Raw genomic sequence first — 19422 nt, 5'->3', positions numbered from 1 at the left:
ACATTTATAGTCTAATATTCTTATTATGATTCGTTTTGTAGTCTTCCTTTTTTTTGTTTTTATCACTTTTACAAATACAACTGCACAAGAAATACAAGAAATTTCTGAAGCAGAAGCAAAATCTGCAACTTCAAAAATTCACTTTAGAGCAAACCCAAATACATCTAATTACGATGTAACTTATCATAAATTAGAATTTACTGTAGATCCTTCAGTAGCAAGTATTTCAGGGAAAGTTACCACAACTTTTACAGCAAAAGAAGATTTAACAACGGTTACTTTCGATTTAGATGATAATATGATTGTTACCAAAGTTTCTGAAAATGGAAACCCATTATCATATTCTCAAAATGCAAATGATGAGTTGGTAATTACACTTCAAAATACATTATTAAACAATAATTCTACATCAGTTTCAATAGAATATAATGGAAATCCAACAAGTAATGGTTTTGGTTCTTTTGAAGTAAATACACATAATGGCACACCTGTTCTTTGGACACTTTCAGAACCTTATGGCGCTTTAGGTTGGTGGCCTTGTAAACAAGATTTAAATGATAAAATTGATGTAATTGACGTGTACATAACTGCTCCACAACAATACGTTTCAGTATCTAACGGATTAGAACAAAGTACAACTGTAAATGCTGGAAATAAAACCACTCATTTTAAACATCAATACCCAATTCCTGCATATCTTATCGCAATTGCAGTTACCAATTACCAAACTTATTCTCACACAGTTCCAAACAACGGAAATCCTTTTCCTATTGTAAATTATGTGTATCCAGAAAGTTTAACATCTGCTCAAAATAGCACAGGTGTTACCGTAGATATTATGAATCATTTTATCGATTTATTTGGCAACTATCCGTTTGAAAACGAAAAATATGGTCACGCTCAATTTGGTTGGGGTGGTGGAATGGAACACACAACTGTTTCTTTTATGGGAAGTTTTAACAGAGGACTAATTGCCCACGAACTTGCACACCAATGGTTTGGAAACAAAATTACTTGTGGAAGTTGGAAAGATATCTGGTTAAATGAGGGCTTTGCAACTTTTCTTTCTGGCTTAACTATAGAACATTTAGATGGTGAAGCTGGTTACCAAAACTGGCGAAGTTCTAGAAATAACTCTATTACTTCAGTTACAAATGGTGCAGTGTATCTTTCTGATGCCGACACAACAAGTGTAAATAGAATTTTTAGTAGCAGATTAAGCTACAATAAAGGCGCAATGGTTTTACACATGTTACGTAAAAAATTAGGCGACACTAATTTTTTTAGTGGCTTAAAAAATTATATAACAGACCCAAATTTGGCATATAATTATGCTAAAACACCAGACTTTATTGCACACATGGAAACTTCTAGTGGTTTGCAATTAGATGAATTTTTTAATGATTGGATATACAATCAAGGATATCCTAGTTATAATCTTGGATGGAATCAAACAACTGCTGACAAAATAAATATTACTGTAAATCAAACCCAAAGTCATTCTTCTGTTTCATTTTTTGAAGCCAATGTTCCTGTTCGAATAAAAGGTACAAATGGTGAAGTTTTAGACGTAGTTTTAGACAATACAACAGACGGACAAGTATTTACGGAAAACGTAAGTTTTACGGTTAGTTCAGTAGAATTTGATCCTGAATCTCATTTAATTTCAAGAGACAACACTGTATTAAGTGTTGAAAATCAAAATTTTATAGAAAAAAATATTTCTATATTCCCAAATCCAATAACAGATATTTTAAACGTAAAAATAACAAGTAATATTGAAATTAAAAATACAATTGTTTACAATATGTTGGGTAAAAAAGTACTTCAATCTAAAAATACTGAAATAGATTTAAAACAATTAAACTCTGGTGTTTATTTTATTAAAATAAGTACCAATTCTGGAAATCTCCATCAAAAAATTATCAAAAAATAGTTTTTGCGCTTTTAAAAACTCTTATCAATAAAACCAATTATTACATTGCGTTTCATAATGAAAGTTCTGTGGTTTTCTGCGACTTATATTGTATATTTGCACCCAATTTAGATTTAATCTATTTAAAATTATGATAAAAGTTTCAGATACAGCAAAAAAGAAAGTCATTGAACTTATGACTGACGATGGTTTTGACGCTGCCACAGATTTTGTGAGAGTTGGTGTTAAAAGCGGTGGTTGTTCAGGCTTGTCTTACGATTTAACTTTCGATAACAAAAAAGAAGAAAACGATAAAGTTTTTGAAGAAAATGACGTAAAAATCATTGTCGACAAAAAAAGCTTTTTATATTTAGTTGGAACCACATTAGAATATTCTGGTGGTTTAAACGGAAAAGGATTTGTTTTTAACAACCCAAATGCCAACAGAACGTGTGGTTGTGGAGAGTCATTTTCACTTTAAAATTTAGAAAAAAAGATGTCAAAATATACAGAAGAGCAATTAGAAGAAGAATTAAAAACCCAAGAATATAAATACGGTTTTTATACAGATATAGAAAGTGATACGTTTCCTGTAGGGTTGAGTGAAGATGTTGTTCGCGCAATTTCTAAAAAGAAAAACGAGCCAGAATGGATGACTGAATGGCGTTTGGAAGCTTACAGAGTTTGGGAACAAATGGAAGAGCCAGATTGGGCAAATGTGAATTATGAGAAACCAAAATTTAATGACATTGCTTACTATTCTGCACCAAAAAAGAAGCCTAAATTAAATTCTTTAGACGAGGTAGATCCAGAATTATTGGACACTTTTAAGCGTTTAGGAATTTCTTTAGACGAACAAAAAAAATTAGCCAATGTTGCTGTAGATATTGTAATGGATTCAGTTTCTGTTGCTACAACTTTCAAGAAAACATTAGGTGAAAAAGGTATTATTTTTATGCCAATTTCTGAAGCAATTCAAGAGCATCCAGAATTGGTAAGAAAATATTTAGGAACAGTTGTACCAACAACAGATAATTTTTATGCAGCTTTAAATTCGGCAGTTTTTTCTGATGGATCTTTCTGTTACATTCCAAAAGGTGTTCGTTGTCCAATGGAATTATCAACTTACTTTAGAATTAACGAAGGTGGAACAGGACAGTTTGAAAGAACTTTAGTTGTTGCAGATAAAGGAAGTTATGTTTCTTATTTAGAAGGTTGTACAGCACCAAGTAGAGATGAAAATCAATTACATGCAGCTGTTGTAGAATTAATTGCAATGGACGATGCAGAAATTAAATACTCAACTGTACAAAACTGGTATCCTGGAAATAAAGAAGGAAAAGGTGGAGTTTATAACTTCGTTACCAAAAGAGGTTTGTGTGAAAACAATGCAAAAATTTCTTGGACACAGGTTGAAACTGGTTCTGCAGTAACCTGGAAATATCCTTCTTGTATTTTAAAAGGGAACAATTCTGTGGGTGAATTTTATTCGATTGCAGTTACAAACAACTTTCAGCAAGCAGATACTGGAACCAAAATGATTCATTTAGGGAAAAACACAAGATCTACCATTATTTCTAAAGGTATTTCTGCAGGTAATTCTCAAAATTCATATAGAGGTTTAGTTCAGATTAATTCGAGAGCAGAAAATGCACGTAATTTCTCTCAATGTGATTCTCTTTTAATGGGAAATGCTTGTGGTGCACATACGTTTCCATATATTGAAGTAAAAAATAAGACAGCACAAATAGAACACGAAGCAACTACAAGTAAAATTGGTGAAGACCAACTTTTCTATTGTAACCAACGTGGAATTGATACTGAAAAAGCAATCGCTTTAATTGTAAACGGTTTCAGTAAAGAAGTATTAAATAAATTACCAATGGAATTTGCTGTGGAAGCTCAAAAATTATTGGAAATTTCTTTAGAAGGTTCTGTAGGATAAAATTCAATCAAAATGAAAAAAATACTTTTCTTATTCCTTGCAATTAGCGTTGTAAGCTGTAAAAAATCAGAAAAAAAGGTCGAAGAAGTTTCGAAACCAAAAGTAAAATTACATCAATTAGTTGGTGGTTCTATTTTTGTAAAAAAGTTAGAAGTTTTCTCTCAAGACACAACGTATACTGGACAAACAAAGCAGTTTACAGATGCATATTATGTAATTGAACATCCAAAAGGAAACTTAATGTGGGATGCAGGTTTGCCAGAACAATTAGTTGTGCCAGAACCTTTTGATGAGCCAAGTGGCGTTTTTAGAATTCAAAGACCAGATTCTTTGGCGAATCAATTAAAAACGATTGGTTTTAAAATTGATGATTTTGAATATTTTGCAATGTCTCATTCACATTTCGATCATACAGGACATGCAAATTACATGAAAGATGCAACTTGGATTGTTCAAGAAAATGAATACAATTCTGTTTTAGGAGATACTTTAAAAACTAAAAATCCTGCAGTTGCTGAATTAAAAAATGTAAAAAAAATAAATGGAGATTACGATGTTTTTGGTGATGGAACTGTTGTTATAAAATACATGCCAGGACACACAGTTGGGCACCAAGTTTTATATGTTGATTTAGGTTTAGAAAAGCCTATTTTATTAACAGGAGATTTGTATCATTTCGAAGAAAACAGAATAAATAAAGGAGTTCCATCATTTAATTATGATGCAAAACAAACTTTAGAAAGTATGAACAAGTTTGAAGATTTTGCAAAAGAAAAAAATGCAGAAGTAATCATTCAGCATTCACCAGAAGATTTCAAAAAATTAGAAAAAATATTATCAAAAAAATAAACGCAAAAGGCGATGTTAAAAATAGAGAATTTACAAGCGAGTATAGACGATAAATCTATCTTAAAAGGATTAAATTTAGAAGTAAAAGCTGGAGAGGTTCATGCAATTATGGGACCAAATGGTGCTGGAAAAAGTACTTTGGCAAACATTATTGCTGGTAAAGAAGAGTACGAAGTTACAGCTGGTAGCATTGAGTTAAATGGTGAAGATATTAGCGAACTTGCTCCTGAAGAAAGAGCTCATAATGGTGTTTTTTTATCGTTTCAATATCCAGTGGAAATTCCTGGAGTTTCTGTAACCAACTTTATAAAAACTGCAATTAACGAAACTCGTAAAGCAAAAGGTTTAGAAGACATGCCTGCAAAAGACATGTTAAAAATGATTCGTGAGAAATCTGAATTGTTAGAAATAGACCGTAAATTCTTATCTCGTTCTTTAAACGAAGGTTTTTCAGGAGGAGAAAAGAAACGTAACGAAATCTTTCAAATGGCAATGTTAGAGCCAAAATTAGCTATTTTAGATGAAACTGATTCTGGTTTAGATATAGATGCTTTAAGAATCGTTGCAAATGGAGTTAACAAATTAAAATCGAAAGATAATGCAGTAATTGTAATTACGCATTACCAACGTTTATTAGATTATATCGTTCCAGATTTTGTTCACGTTTTACATGATGGAAAAATTGTAAAAACAGGTGATGCTTCTTTAGCTTTAGAGTTAGAAGCAAAAGGATATGATTGGATTAAGCAAGAATTGGTTTAAACCTAATTCTTGTTCAAAATTCAAAATTTTTAGTTCAAGGTTCAGCAACTTTGAATTCAAAATTTTGAACTTTAAACATAAAAAAAATGGAATTAAAAGATAAATTACTATCATCATACGTAGCATTTGAAAATCGTGTAGACACCAATTCGGATATTCACGAGATTCGTTCAGAAGCGCTTCAAAATTTTGAAAATTTAGGTTTCCCAACAAGAAAATTGGAAGCTTGGAAATACACTTCTTTAAACTCAGTTTTAAAGCAAGATTATAGCTTATTTCCTCATAAAGAAAATGCAATTGAGTTAGCACACGTAAAAAAATACTTTATCCATGATATAGATTCGTATAAAATCGTTTTTATTGATGGAAAGTATAGCTCATTTTTATCAGAAACTACTCACGATAAAATTGATGTTTGCTTAATGTCTTCTGCATTAACAAAATCAAAATACAAAGCTGTTATTGATAATTATTTCAATAAAATTGCTAAACAAGACAATTTAACCTCTTTAAATACTGCATTTGCAAACGAAGGTGCTTACATAAATATTCCAAGAAATACAGAGGTTGAAAAGCCAATTCAAATTATAAACTTTACTACAGGTTCTGAAGCTGCAACTATGTTACAGCCAAGAAACTTAATTGTGGTAGAACAGAATGCACACGTTCAAATTATAGAACGTCACCAAAGTTTAACTTCTAATCCAGTTTTAACAAATGCTGTTACAGAAGTTTTTGCAGCAAAAGATGCAACTGTAGATATTTATAAGATTCAGAATGACGATTTAAAAGCATCTTTGGTAGACAATGCTTATATCGAACAAAAATCGAATAGTATTGTTTCTGTACATACTTTTTCTTTTGGAGGAAACATTACAAGAAATAATTTAAACTTTTATCAAAGAGGAGAACATATCGATTCTATCTTAAAAGGAATTACAATTATTGAAGGAAAACAACATGTAGATCATCATACTTTAGTACATCATATAGAGCCAAATTGTGAGTCTCATCAAGATTACAAAGGAATTTTTGATGAACGTTCTACTGGAGTTTTTAACGGAAAAGTAATTGTTGAAAAAGAAGCTCAGAAAACGAATGCATATCAACAAAACAACAACGTTTTAATTAGCGATAGAGCAACTATAAACGCAAAACCTCAACTAGAAATTTTTGCTGATGATGTAAAATGTTCTCACGGTTGTACAATTGGGCAATTAGATGATGACGCTTTATTTTACATGCAACAACGTGGAATTCCAAAAAAAGAAGGAAAAGCATTATTAATGTATGCATTCGCGAATACTGTTCTAGAAAGTGTAAAAATACCAGAAGTAAAACAACGAATTACCAAAATTATCGCAAACAAATTAGGCGTTAATATGGGTTTTGATTTGTAAGTAATACAGTTAACTTTTGTTTCAAACAAGTTAATGTGAATTGCATCATTTATTTAGTTTTGTTAAAAATTGACTAACTTTATAAAAAATCAACATCATGAACAAAAGTATTAAAACAGTATTATTAGTAGCCGGAATTATTTTATTAGGTTACGGAATTTATACAATGATTCAGCCAGAAGCACAAGTTTCAATTGGTGATTTAGACCTTGTAAAAGCACAAGATAACACGAACTCTTATATTACTATTGCATTAGGTATTGTAGCAATAGCCATAAGTTTAGTGAAAGGAAAAAGTTAATAGATTAAACAAACATTCAACTATAAAAAACCATTCTTAAAAGAATGGTTTTTTTAGTTTATAGAATTTAAAACTTCTTTCAAAAATTGGTTTAAGTCTGCATTTTTAGTTAATCCCATTCTTACGATTACCAATTCTTCATCTGGTAAAATAAAAACATTTTGTCCTTGAAAACCATTAAATGAGTACATATTTTTAGGCGCATCTGGATATCTTTTCCCGGCATTTAACCAAATTTGTGCTCCATACCAACCATTTGAAGTTGGTGTTGCTGTAGTGGCATATTTTACCCAATCTTTTGCAAATAATTGTTCTCCATACCAGTTTCCGTTATGTAAATACAATAAACCAAGTTTTGCCCAATCTCTTGGTGTTGCCCAACCATAAGAAGAACCTACGTAATTTCCGTCTAAATCTGCTTCAACAACCATAGAATTCATGCCAATTTTATCAATTAAATCTACATACCAAAAATCTAGATATTCTTGATGTGTTTTAAATTGATTCCTTAAAATTCCTGATAATAAATTGGTTGTTCCAGAAGAATAATTCCATGTTTCGTTCGGTTTACCAACAAAAGGTTTGTGTATTTGTTGTTGTGTCATGTCTCTTTCTAAAAAGAGCATTTTAGTTGCATCAGAAATTTCATCATAATTTTCATCCCATTCTAGACCAGAATTCATTTGTAATAAATTATGAATAGTAATTTGCTTTCTTTCATCATTTTGCCAAGCTTCAATTGGCGCTTTATTCTGTACATTTATTTTTCCTTGATGCTCTAAAATTCCGAACAAAGTACTTGTAATACTTTTTGTCATAGACCATCCTAAAATTCTAGAATCTTTACTAAAACCATTAGCATATCTTTCCGCTATAATTTGGTTTTTATAAATAACAACTCCTGCTCTAGTTTGGTTATTCTCTTCAAATAAATAATCGATTGCTTCTTCTAACTTTTTATAATTAACATTGGTAAAAACTGTGTCTTTTTGTGGCGCATTTCCATAAGGAAAAGGAGTTTTATTATCAGGTTTTAGTCTTTTAGGAACTAAATATGGCGCTGTTTCATCAATTTCATCCAACGTTAAAACCGAACCTAAACCTTTTCTATAAATTGCTTTTCTAGTTAATAAACCTAATGCAGAAGAAGTTGCAAATTGCTTTTCTAAATCTACTTTATCAGTAGCTAAATTAACTGGTGAAAAATTATTATCTGTTGTATCTGTAAATTCTAAAGTTCTTTCCGAAAGAAAAACAGAAGAAGCAGTGTTTTTTGCTGAATAGCCAGATAACATATTCAATTTCGGATAGTTATATATAACAGCAATTAATATAAAAACCGCTAATAAAAGTAATATTCTCTTGAAAATCTTCATCAACACAAATTTTAGTGATGTAAAAATAAGAAAATCATATCGACTTTCTTATCACTTTAAAATTCCATCCTTTATCTTTGTACTTTAAAATGATTTGTATGATAAATGTTGATAAAATAAGAGCAGATTTCCCCATTCTTAAAAGAGAAATAAACGGAAAACCTTTGGTGTATTTCGATAATGCAGCGACTTCACAAACGCCACAAGTTGTTATTGATGCCATTGTAGATTATTACAGCAATTACAATGCAAATATTCACAGAGGAGTACATACATTAAGCCAGGAAGCAACTGATAAATACGAAGAAGCGCGTATTAAAATTCAGCATCATTTTAATGCAAAACACGCATATGAAATCATTTTAACTTCTGGTACAACAGACTCCATAAATAGAGTTGCATCTGGTTTTGCATCACTTTTAAATAAAGATGATGAAATTATTGTTTCTGCCTTAGAACATCATTCTAATATTGTGCCTTGGCAAATGTTGTGTGAAAAAACAGGCGCTATTTTAAAGGTAATTCCAATGTTGGAAGATGGTTCATTGGACATGAAAGCGTATCATAATTTGGTAAACGAAAAAACGAAATTGGTTTTTTGCAATCATGTTTCAAACGCTTTGGGAACTGTTAATCCTATTGAAGAAATTATAGAAACTGCACACAAATTTGGTGCTGCTGTTTTAATTGATGGAGCACAAGCAACTCCACATATAAAACCAGATGTACAAGCCTTAAATGTTGATTTCTATGTGGCTTCTGCACATAAATTGTGTGGCCCAACAGGTGTTGGAATGTTGTATGGAAAACAAGAATGGTTAGAAAAATTACCTCCTTATCAAGGTGGAGGAGAAATGATAGATACTGTTACCTTCGAGAAAACAACCTATGCAGGTTTGCCACATAAATTTGAAGCAGGAACACCAAACATTTGTGGTGGTATCGCTTTTGGAGCCGCAATAGATTATATGAATGCTGTTGGTTTCGATAACATTGCAAGTTATGAAGATGAGCTTCTAAAATATGGAACCAAAGAATTATTAAAAATTGAAGGTTTAAAAATTTACGGAACAACTTCAGAAAAAACTGCGGTTATTTCTTTTAATGTCGGTGAAATTCATCCATATGATATTGGCGTAATTTTAGATAAATTAGGTGTAGCTGTTAGAACAGGACATCATTGTGCCCAACCAATTATGGACTTCTATAAAATTCCAGGAACCGTAAGAGCTTCTTTCTCTTTTTACAACACAAAAGAAGAAATAGATGTAATGATTGTAGCTTTAAAAAGAGCGATAATGATGCTTTCTTAAAAGTTAAACTTCAATATAAAGCAAAAAAGGTTGAGCAAATGCTCAACCTTTTTTAGTATAATAAATTACATTTAATTACCTCAACATAGGTGAGTAATTTGTAGGATAATTTCCTGCTTTAGCTAAACCGTTAGTTGCTTTTGTAAAGTTAGAACCAAACTCTGCATCCATTGCTGCTAAAATTTTGTTTGCCATTAAAGCGTAACCTCTTGCTGTTAAATGAATTCCGTCTAAACTTACCAAACCACCAGTAACTAAACTAGTTGTCATTGTATAATCATCAAAAACAATACCTGTAGTAGATGCTTCGTCTAAAAGACCTTTAAAATCTACCAAAACTATATTTGCATTTGCAGATGCTGTAGCTTCTATTGTAGCGTTATAAGAATCTGTAGCTGTTTTTATAGCCATTTGCTCTTCTGGAGTAATTACCCAGTTATCTGCTAATGGTACACCAACACCGTTTACACTAGAGGGATTATTAGGGTCTGCTAACGTTCCAATAAAAGAAGAACTTGTTAATACTAATAAATCTTCTGCTGTTGCTTGTCTCCATTGTTTTAAAGCACCAAAAGCTGGATTAAGTGCTCCTAAATCTGTTAAGCTTTCATCTACAATTACAACTGCATTTTGTCCAGCAGAAAAACTAATTGTTCTTTTAGCTATTTCTGCAGCTGCCTGTTCTGGTGTCATTACTTGTAATTGAACCAATACTCCAAAAGCCTGCTGAATACCACCATTATAAGGAGCATATGCAGCATTTACTTGTGCAGCCAAACCAGCACTCATAGGAATTGGATTGTAAGGTACAGTTGTAAAATGAGATAAAGAAGTAATATAAGGTACGTTTGCCACTACTCCTTTTGCTCCTCCAGAAGTTAATGTAGCTACTAAACCATTAAAAACTTGACTAAAAAGAGCCGGGTCTGTAATGTCTGAACCTCCATAAGTTGTTGCATCTGGATTTCCTGTTTGATCTACTCCAGATCCACCAGAAGTTGCATATCCTAAAACATCATTTCCTCCAATTTCAGATAAAGTAAAGAATGTTGGGCTTTGCGCCATTGCATCTCCTAAAACTGTTGCATTTGGACTAGAAGCCATTCTTGCAAAATAAGGATTTGCTAAACCTAATTGAATTCCTGCTACGTTACCATAACCTGCAGCCAATAAATGAAAACTTTTTGCTCCTGGAACTCCAAAGTTATTTAAATTTCCACCAACGTTCACTGTAACTTCTGTAGTTGGAGTTGCTGGTAAAGAAGCTGGTCCTGCACCATTAAAAAATAACCTTGGTCCTTGAATAACATTTCCGCCTAATAAAAGACCACCAATATTATCATTCATTAAAGGTTGATTAAAACTAGCTTGCACACCAAACTTGTTTGCCAAAATATTAGGAAACGAATTTTCTTGAGCCGCTTTAAACATTCCTCCATCTGTAAAACCTGCTGTAAAAGAGGCTCCTAAAGACACGTATTTAGAGAAATCTAATCCGTTTGTATTTAATTGTACTTCCGGTACAACTTCTTCAGGAATTGTGTCTAATTCATTGTTTACATCACAAGATGCAAAACCAATAGATAAAAGAAACAATCCTATATATTTATAATTTTTCATAAAATATCTTATTTTTATTAGTTATTAATTGTCCAAGAAAGGTAATATTGAGAACCTATTGCCCCAACTCCTGGTGCACTTACGTATTCTTGACCTGTTAAATTTGCGCCTCCTAGTTTAAATACAGATTTCCATTTAGGAACTCTATAGTTAATTTGTGCATCTAAAACAGTTCTAGAAGCTATTGTAGCATCTAAAAACGTAGATTCCCATCTGTATTCATCTTGCCATCTTGCGTTTATATTAAAACCAAAGTTTTCAAATAAATCTCTTTTACCAAACTGTAATTTAACTTTATGCTCTGGTGTGTTAAAACCAGCTTCGAAATCTGGATCTGTAGATTGATCGAAATCAAACTTCGCATACGTATAATTTAACCCTAAATTAAACCCACCTAAAATACTTGTGTTTAAACCAATTGTTGCTCCATAAGAACTAATGTCTGCAGCAGAGTTTGTATAAGTTTGAAAAGCTGTAAAATCTCCACTTCCTAATGCAACTAAAGCTAAAGGAACTTGAGCTCCACCTGGTCCAACAGGTGCAGTTTGTGTTAAATCAACATCACCATAAAAAGGAACTACTACATTTTTATTTGCAATAAAGTCTTCATATTGGTTGTAATATACACTCATGTCTACTGTTACTCTTTGCTCTCCAGCTTCTACTAAACCTCTATAACCAACTTCGTAAGCAGTTACTTTTTCTGGTTTTACTAAAGATACATTTGCATTTGTTGGAGCAGCTACCTGTCCTGCTGCAAAAGCTTCTACTGAAGTTGCAGAAAATGCATTCTCATAAGCAGCTCTTCCTGAAACAGAAATTGTTCCTGAACCTGTAAAGTTTTGCCCTAAACCACTAACCGTTAATGGAGAGGTTGTATATCTATCTAAATTATCTGGAGCAGAACCTACTAAAAATCCTCTACCTGCATTTAAACCAATGTATTGATCTTGTGTTGTTGGGTTTCTAAAACCTGTTTGAAAAGATGCTCTAAAGTTTTGGTTTTTATTTTCTCCACCTGCATACGCAAAAGAAACTCTTGGAGAGAAATTACCATCAAAATTTTGTGCTTTGTCATAACGGATAGAAGCTGTTACTTTTAAACGATCTTCTTCTAAAAATTGTTTTTGAGCTTGTGTGTATACACCATATTCATTGTATTCAATTGGCCCATCATAATCTGTAAAAATACTTCCGTTAGAATTTAAAGAATATAATCTGTAAGAACCTCCTACTTGAAATTCTGCCCAATCTATTACATCTTGAAAATTATAATTGGCATCTGCATGATAATATTTAGTTGCATCTTGAAATTTTGCACCCGTAACTAAATCTGGGTCTGAAGAAACTTTATTTAAAGCAGACTGAAAACCAGCTGTTCCAGGTAATAATCTTCCTGTCTCTGCTGTTTGTCTAGCAATTGCATGTGCTTGATCAGAATTTAAACCGCCTAAAGTTCCTTGTAAATAAGCTCCAACATATTGTCCAAACCAAGTGTTGTCATCTTTCCATGATCTGTTTATGTTAATAGCTGCAAAACGAGTATCGTAAGAATTACCTGCATCTTCATTGGTCATATAACCTCTTACAAAGAAGTTTTTTCCTCTAAATTCTAATTTGTGTTGCTCCATAAAGAAGTCTTTAATGTTATATCTATTTGTTCCTTGGTAAATAGTGTTACCAACTCCAAATTTAGAATTCCATATTACTTCTAAACGATCATCACCAAAAGGACGGTAATTTAATGAACCACCAAATTTAACACTTTTAGCTTCATAAGTCATTAAGTCTCTTTCATCATAACCTGTTCTACTTACACTTTCATTAGGAATTAATGCAGATGCACCATTAGGAATTATACCCAATCCTTCTAAAGTTTGTGCTACACCTCTTAAGTTTGTAGAAACTTCGTCTCCATATACATTTAAACCATCATAATTTCTATCAGAATTTCTGTCTCCAGAAGTATAACCTCCATTAGCTGTATTTCTATAATCAGTTGCAAACCATTCTGTTCCTTTTAAATAAGAAAAAGTTGCTTTTGCAGCAAACTTATTAGAAAAAGCGTATGCCATTCTAATACTTGTATCATAAAACATATTATCTCCAGCAGCATCTTGGCTTGTTAATCCAGATTTTAAAGAAAGACTAATTCCTTGATCATCAAAAGGACTTTTACTTGTCATAAACATAATACCATTAAAAGCATTTGCTCCATATAAAGCAGAAGATGCTCCTGGTAATAACTCTACCGTTTTTACGTCTAATTCAGACATTCCTAATAAGTTACCTAATGCAAAGTTTAATGCTGGTGATGAATTATCCATACCATCTACTAACTGCATAAAACGTGTATTAGAAAAAGTTGCAAAACCACGAGTGTTAACAGATTTAAAAGTTAAACTGTTTGTGTTAATATCTACACCTTTTAAATTCTCTAAACCATCATAAAATGAAGGCGCAGAAGTGTTTTTTATAGCTCTTGTATCCATTCTTTCAATAGTTACAGGAGATTCCATAATACGTTCTGGTGTTCTAGAAGCAGAAACCACAATTTCGTCTAAAGATGTAGCATTCTCTGTTAATTTAACCTCAACTTTTTGGTTGTTTTTTGTAATCTCTACCTTTTCAGTTTGAAAACCTAGCATAGAAATTTCAATTGTAAATGGCGGATTGTCAGTTACTGTTAAAGTAAAAGCACCATCAAAATCTGTTGTTGTTCCAACTGCTTTTCTTGAAACTTTAATATTGGCTCCAGGGAGTGTTTCTCCTGAAGCGGCATCTGTAACTACACCAGTAACAGTGGTTTGTGCAACCATTGTAATACTACCAAAAGCTATAAACGCTAGAAGTAAAAATTTTTTTATCATAATTTGAATTATTTGTTAACTGATACGCAAAATACAATTTTTTTTGAATTATTGATTATTTGATAGCTAAATTTGTTGTTTTGTCAAAAAAGACTGTCTTTTTTTAACAAAATCTAGATTCAAAAACAAATTAATCTATTTATTTAAACGTATAGTTGTTGTACATTTGTAATATCATAAATATTTACTTTTTTGATTACCATTCAAGATATTTCTAACTTTTCTACACAAGAAAAAACTTTTGTTACTATTGGTACTTTTGATGGTGTTCATTTTGGGCATCAGAAAATTTTAGAAAAACTGGTTTCTGAAGCGAAACAAGCTGGAAAAAAATCTGTTTTACTTACCTTTTTTCCACATCCAAGAATGGTGTTGCAAAAAGATGCTACCATCGAATTAATTAACACGATTGATGAACGTGCAAAACTGTTAGAAAAAACTGGTTTAGATTATTTAATAATTCATCCTTTTAGTAAAGAATTTTCAAGGATTACTGCACTTGAATTTGTGCGAGATGTTTTGGTAAATCAGTTTAATATTTCGAAATTAATTATTGGTTACGATCATCATTTTGGTAAAAACAGAGAAGGAAATATTCAACAATTAACAGAATACAGTCATTTGTACGATTTTAAGGTAGAAGAAATTCCGGCACAAGATATTGATGATGTTTCTGTAAGTTCTACAAAAATTAGACGTGCTTTAGCTTCTGGAAATTTAAAAACTGCTAATAATTATTTAGGTTATAATTTTATGCTGAATGGTAAAGTTGTAAACGGAAAAAAATTAGGAGGAAAAATTGGTTATCCAACAGCAAATATAGATGTTAAAGAAAAGTACAAACTGATACCTAAAACAGGAGTTTATGTGGTAAAATCTTCCATAGAAAATAACACTATTTTTGGAATGATGAATATTGGAAACAGACCAACCGTAAATGGAAATCATCAAACAATTGAAGTTCATTTTTTTGATTTCAACCAAGATTTATATGGCAAAAATTTAAACATAGATTTAATCTACTTTTTACGAGATGAAGAAAAATTCGATTCTTTAGATTCACTAATTCTTCAACTTAAAAAAGACGAAGAAACTGCAAGAGATTATATAAAAAACAATCTTTAATTCTACATTGCTAAATTCTTAAGCTTACTGTATATTTGCTCCTTATATACAGAACAAAATGTTACAAGTACAATTTATTAGAGAAAATAAGCAAACCGTTTTAGATGGTTTGGCAAAACGTAATTTTGCAAATGCTGAAACTATTATTGAGCAGGTTTTAACTGCCGATGAAAACAGAAGAACAACTCAAGTTTCTTTAGACGATATTTTAGCGGAATCTAATACTTTATCCAAAGAAATTGGAGGTCTTTTTAAATCTGGAGAAGTACAAAAAGCGAACATTTTAAAAGAAAAAACTAGTCAGTTAAAAGAGAAATCTAAAGAATTGTCTGAAACTTTAAACGGTTTTGCAGATGAACTTCAGAATTTATTATATCAAATACCTAACATTCCTCATGCTTCTGTAAAAGCTGGAAATTCGGAAGAAGATAATGAAGAAATTTTTAAAGAAGGAATTATTCCTGATTTAGGAGAAAATGCACTTCCTCATTGGGAGTTGGCAAAGAAATACGACATTATCGATTTTGAATTAGGTACAAAAATTACAGGTGCAGGTTTTCCTGTTTACAAAGGAAAAGGCGCAAGATTACAGCGTGCATTAATCAACTATTTTTTAGATAAAAATATTGAAGCTGGTTATAAAGAATATCAAGTACCGCATTTGGTGAATGCAGCATCTGCTACTGCAACTGGGCAATTACCAGATAAAGATGGACAAATGTATCATTCTACTGTAGACGATTTGTATTTAATTCCTACAGCAGAAGTGCCAATTACAAATATGTTTCGTGGTAATTTAATTCAGGAAAGCGATTTTCCTATAACTGCAACTGGTTACACACCTTGTTTTAGACGTGAGGCTGGAAGTTATGGAGCGCATGTTCGTGGTTTAAATAGATTGCATCAATTCGATAAAGTAGAGATCGTAAGAGTGGAGCATCCAGACAAATCTTACCATGCTTTAAGTGATATGGTAGAGCATATTAAAGATATTTTAAGAGAATTAAAATTACCTTACAGAATTTTACGTTTGTGTGGTGGAGATACTGGTTTTACAGCTGCTTTAACATTCGATTTTGAATTATTTTCTACAGCACAAGACAGATGGTTAGAAATTAGTTCTGCTTCAAATTTTGAAACTTTTCAAGCGAACAGATTAAAACTTCGTTTTAAAAACAAAGATGGGAAAAGCGAATTTGCACATACTTTAAACGGTAGTTCTTTAGCATTACCACGTGTTTTGGCAGGAATTTTAGAAAACTATCAAACAGCAGAAGGAATTAAAATACCAGATGTATTAGTTCCTTATTGTGGATTTAGCCTTATAGATTAATAATTTTTGTTGTTGGTTTTTAGTAACAATTTTAACTAAAAACTAGCAACTAAAATTAATTTGCAACCACTGCAATCATTAATCTTTTGTATTTATTCATTTCTACAAGAGCGTTCAAATACGCAGAAATTTGTCCGTTTTTCATAAACTCTATTGAGTTGTTTTTTGCTATTTGGTATTGTTGAGAAAAAGTATTCATAATATTTAGTTTTTGATTAGTTACTTACCATATAGACAACTTCTGTGCCAAAATGTTACAAAAGAATTTCAAAAAGCCTTTGGTTTAATAAAATTTTAACATATTTCTTAATTATCTTTGATTTCGATGAAAAACCTTTTTCTTTTTATTTTTCTTTCTGTTACAACGTTTTGTTTCTCACAAAACATACAACAGAAAACGGATCAAAACGATTATCTGATAGCAGAAAACTATTACAGAGAAGGAGAATATGAGAAAGCAACACAACTTTTTAAAAAATTATACGACAAATCTTCCTTTAACACCACTTATCTTGGACGATTAATTTCTTGCTACCAAGAAACAGATAACTTTCTGTTAGCAGAAAACTTACTAAAAAGTAGAATAAAAGCAAATAACAGTCAAGTTTATTTGTACGTCTATTTAGGATACAATTACGAAAGACAACAACAAAAAGAACAAGCAAAACTAAACTACGATTTAGCTTTAAATAATTTGGGGAAAAATGCTGCTTATGGCGGAATTATTGGAAGGCTTTTTAAAGATTACAATTTGCTAGATTATGCAATTTTAACCTATAAAAAAGCAATGGAAGCCAATAAAAATGCCAATTATAATTTTCAAATTGCGCAAATTTATGGTGAAAAAGGAGATTATAAACAAATGTTTGAATCATACATAGATATGGTAGACAAACAAGAAAGTTATTTTAGCCTTGTACAAAGATATACTAGCAGATATATTACAGACGATTCAGAAAACGAAGCAAACGTTTTATTCAGAAAAACCCTTTTAAGAAAGTCTGCAAGCAACCCAAAAGATGTTTGGAATGTTTTATTAGCTTGGTTATTTGCTCAGCAAAAAGACTATGGAAAAGCTTTAATTCAAGAAAAAGCTTTGTATCAAAGAAATCCTACAGACCTCTCTAAAATTTATAGTTTAGGTAAAATAGCTTTCGAAAACAATTATTTTGATGCCGCAAATGATTGTTTTGTTTTTATCAACCAAAAATCCACATTAAAAGAAGAAAAAATTGATGCAAATTTATACTTGGCTAAAATAGCTGTTGCCACAAAAAATCCTGAAACTGAAGCCTTGTTTCAATCCTTATTTACAGAATTTGGTAAAAATACTGCAACAATACAATTGCAAGTAGCATATGCAGATTTTTTAACTTTTTCTGAAAACAAACCAAATGAAGCAAAAAAAGTTCTTGAAAATGCCATTAATTTTTCAAGTTCTAAATTCGACAAAGCAAGAATTAAATTAAAATTAGGTGATATTTTAGTTTTTACCGGTAAATTTAATAAAGCATTAATTTACTTTTCTCAAATTCAAACACAATTAAAAAATCACGAATTAGCACAACAAGCTCGTTTTAAAGTAGCACAAACAAGTTATTTTAAAGGCGATTTTACTTGGGCTAAAGCACAATTAAAAGTATTAAAAGGATCTACAACACAATTGATTGCAAATGATGCTGTAGCATTGTTTTTAAAAATTACAGATAATGAACCACTTGATTCTATTCCTTCGGGTTTAAAACAATTAGCAAATGCAGAATTGTTAGCTTTTCAAAATAAAGATGATGATGCTTTGGCAGAATTAGATAAGTTATTTACACAAAAAGATATTTTTGTAAATGGATTAGTTCCTGGAGAAGTAATCTATGACGATGTTTTATTTTTTAAAGCAAAACTTCATATAAAACAAAAAAAATATGCAGAAGCTATTTTAAATTTGGCAAAAATAATTGCAGCTGATAATCAAGGTTTTTTAACCGATGATGTTTACTTTATGATGGCAGAAATCTATAATAATAATTTAAACAATAAAGAAAAGGCTCAAGAATACTATCAGAAAATTATTTTTGAACACCCATCTAGTATTTATTTGGTAGATGCCAGAAAAAAATATCGAAAATTACGAGGAGACAACTTGTAATTTTTTAAAGTGAACCTAATAAAAACCTTAAAAATGTATATATATAACGTAACTATAAATATTGATGAATCTGTTCATGAAGAATGGTTAAACTGGATGGAAACTCACATTACAGATGTTCTAAATACAGGCAGATTTCTATCTGCAAAACTTACGCAGGTTTTAGTTGATGAAGAAATGGGAGGCAAAACCTATTCTGTTCAATACACAGCAAATACTAGAGAAGATTTAGATGATTATTATCAATTTGATGCAGATAAATTACGAAAAGACGGTGCAAAATTTGCAGATAAAATGGTGGCATTTAGAACAGAACTTAAAATAATTAATGAATTTTTTCCAACTGTTGCAAGTAATTAAAAACTCTACTCTTAAATAAGTTTAAAAGGATTATTAAGTAACTATTTCGTTTTATCAATTTCTTGGTTATTAATGTTTGTACATTTGTAATTGAAGCAAAAAAGAACTGT

At 31.1% G+C, this 19422-nt stretch carries 16 protein-coding genes; 12 read left to right on the top strand and 4 right to left on the bottom strand.

Features of this window, described 5'->3' with window-relative positions; all coding sequences use genetic code 11:
• The first annotated feature begins 25 nt into the window (after nucleotides 1–25).
• The 7 genes from H9W90_RS12895 to H9W90_RS12865 all read left to right on the top strand — a co-directional run bounded on the left by H9W90_RS12895 (nucleotide 26) and on the right by H9W90_RS12865 (nucleotide 7172).
• Nucleotides 26–1936: a M1 family metallopeptidase gene (locus tag H9W90_RS12895; RefSeq protein WP_187481996.1), complete on the top strand. Its 1911-nt coding sequence runs from the start codon at nucleotides 26–28 to the stop codon at nucleotides 1934–1936.
• A 130-nt stretch (nucleotides 1937–2066) separates the two neighbouring features.
• Nucleotides 2067–2396 carry a HesB/IscA family protein gene (locus tag H9W90_RS12890; protein ID WP_187481995.1) on the top strand — a complete coding sequence of 110 codons (330 nt, stop codon included), beginning with the start codon at nucleotides 2067–2069 and terminating at the stop codon, nucleotides 2394–2396.
• A gap of 15 nt (nucleotides 2397–2411) precedes the next feature.
• Complete coding sequence (sufB, locus tag H9W90_RS12885) at nucleotides 2412–3860, top strand: Fe-S cluster assembly protein SufB (RefSeq protein WP_088352538.1); 1449 nt, start codon at nucleotides 2412–2414, stop codon at nucleotides 3858–3860.
• A gap of 12 nt (nucleotides 3861–3872) precedes the next feature.
• Nucleotides 3873–4709, top strand: coding sequence for an N-acyl homoserine lactonase family protein (locus H9W90_RS12880; RefSeq protein WP_187481994.1), 837 nt, complete (start codon nucleotides 3873–3875; stop codon nucleotides 4707–4709).
• A gap of 12 nt (nucleotides 4710–4721) precedes the next feature.
• Nucleotides 4722–5471 carry a Fe-S cluster assembly ATPase SufC gene (sufC, locus tag H9W90_RS12875; RefSeq protein ID WP_187481993.1) on the top strand — a complete coding sequence of 250 codons (750 nt, stop codon included), beginning with the start codon at nucleotides 4722–4724 and terminating at the stop codon, nucleotides 5469–5471.
• Between the two features lie 86 nt (nucleotides 5472–5557).
• On the top strand, nucleotides 5558–6871 hold the full coding sequence (gene sufD / locus H9W90_RS12870) for a Fe-S cluster assembly protein SufD (RefSeq protein WP_187481992.1): 1314 nt from the start codon (nucleotides 5558–5560) through the stop codon (nucleotides 6869–6871).
• A gap of 97 nt (nucleotides 6872–6968) precedes the next feature.
• Nucleotides 6969–7172: a hypothetical protein gene (locus H9W90_RS12865; RefSeq protein ID WP_187481991.1), complete on the top strand. Its 204-nt coding sequence runs from the start codon at nucleotides 6969–6971 to the stop codon at nucleotides 7170–7172.
• A gap of 53 nt (nucleotides 7173–7225) precedes the next feature.
• Here H9W90_RS12865 and H9W90_RS12860 read toward each other — a convergent pair whose 3' ends face one another.
• Nucleotides 7226–8548, bottom strand: coding sequence for a serine hydrolase domain-containing protein (locus H9W90_RS12860; protein WP_187481990.1), 1323 nt, complete (start codon nucleotides 8546–8548; stop codon nucleotides 7226–7228).
• A 98-nt stretch (nucleotides 8549–8646) separates the two neighbouring features.
• On the opposite strand from H9W90_RS12860, the gene H9W90_RS12855 reads away from it, so the two are divergent.
• On the top strand, nucleotides 8647–9861 hold the full coding sequence (locus tag H9W90_RS12855) for an aminotransferase class V-fold PLP-dependent enzyme (RefSeq protein ID WP_187481989.1): 1215 nt from the start codon (nucleotides 8647–8649) through the stop codon (nucleotides 9859–9861).
• 75 nt (nucleotides 9862–9936) lie between these two features.
• Here the strand turns inward: H9W90_RS12855 and H9W90_RS12850 are convergent, their stop codons facing one another.
• Nucleotides 9937–11481 carry an SGNH/GDSL hydrolase family protein gene (locus H9W90_RS12850; RefSeq protein ID WP_187481988.1) on the bottom strand — a complete coding sequence of 515 codons (1545 nt, stop codon included), beginning with the start codon at nucleotides 11479–11481 and terminating at the stop codon, nucleotides 9937–9939.
• A 17-nt stretch (nucleotides 11482–11498) separates the two neighbouring features.
• Nucleotides 11499–14351, bottom strand: a complete 2853-nt coding sequence (locus H9W90_RS12845; RefSeq protein WP_187481987.1) for a TonB-dependent receptor — start codon at nucleotides 14349–14351, stop codon at nucleotides 11499–11501.
• 192 nt (nucleotides 14352–14543) lie between these two features.
• Between H9W90_RS12845 and H9W90_RS12840 the strand changes: the two genes are divergently transcribed.
• Together H9W90_RS12840 and serS are read left to right on the top strand one after the other, a co-directional pair.
• Nucleotides 14544–15476 carry a bifunctional riboflavin kinase/FAD synthetase gene (locus H9W90_RS12840; protein WP_187481986.1) on the top strand — a complete coding sequence of 311 codons (933 nt, stop codon included), beginning with the start codon at nucleotides 14544–14546 and terminating at the stop codon, nucleotides 15474–15476.
• 58 nt (nucleotides 15477–15534) lie between these two features.
• The gene (serS, locus tag H9W90_RS12835) at nucleotides 15535–16809 is read left to right on the top strand and encodes a serine--tRNA ligase (RefSeq protein ID WP_187481985.1); all 1275 of its coding nucleotides are present in this window, start codon (nucleotides 15535–15537) and stop codon (nucleotides 16807–16809) included.
• 55 nt (nucleotides 16810–16864) lie between these two features.
• On the opposite strand, the gene H9W90_RS12830 is transcribed toward serS, so the two are convergent.
• Entirely contained in the window at nucleotides 16865–17008 is a 144-nt protein-coding gene (locus H9W90_RS12830) for a hypothetical protein (protein WP_187481984.1), read from the bottom strand.
• A gap of 126 nt (nucleotides 17009–17134) precedes the next feature.
• On the opposite strand from H9W90_RS12830, the gene H9W90_RS12825 reads away from it, so the two are divergent.
• Nucleotides 17135–18952, top strand: a complete 1818-nt coding sequence (locus H9W90_RS12825; RefSeq protein WP_187481983.1) for a tetratricopeptide repeat protein — start codon at nucleotides 17135–17137, stop codon at nucleotides 18950–18952.
• Nucleotides 18953–18985: 33 nt separating this feature from the next.
• The gene (locus tag H9W90_RS12820; RefSeq protein ID WP_187481982.1) at nucleotides 18986–19312 is read left to right on the top strand and encodes a DUF4286 family protein; all 327 of its coding nucleotides are present in this window, start codon (nucleotides 18986–18988) and stop codon (nucleotides 19310–19312) included.
• The last annotated feature ends 110 nt before the right edge of the window (nucleotides 19313–19422 follow it).

It is taken from the genome of Polaribacter pectinis (genome assembly GCF_014352875.1).
In the GTDB taxonomy this organism is placed as follows: domain Bacteria; phylum Bacteroidota; class Bacteroidia; order Flavobacteriales; family Flavobacteriaceae; genus Polaribacter; species Polaribacter pectinis.
The sequence above is the reverse complement of the archived record's forward strand: the minus strand, read 5'-3'. Positions and strand labels throughout refer to the sequence as shown.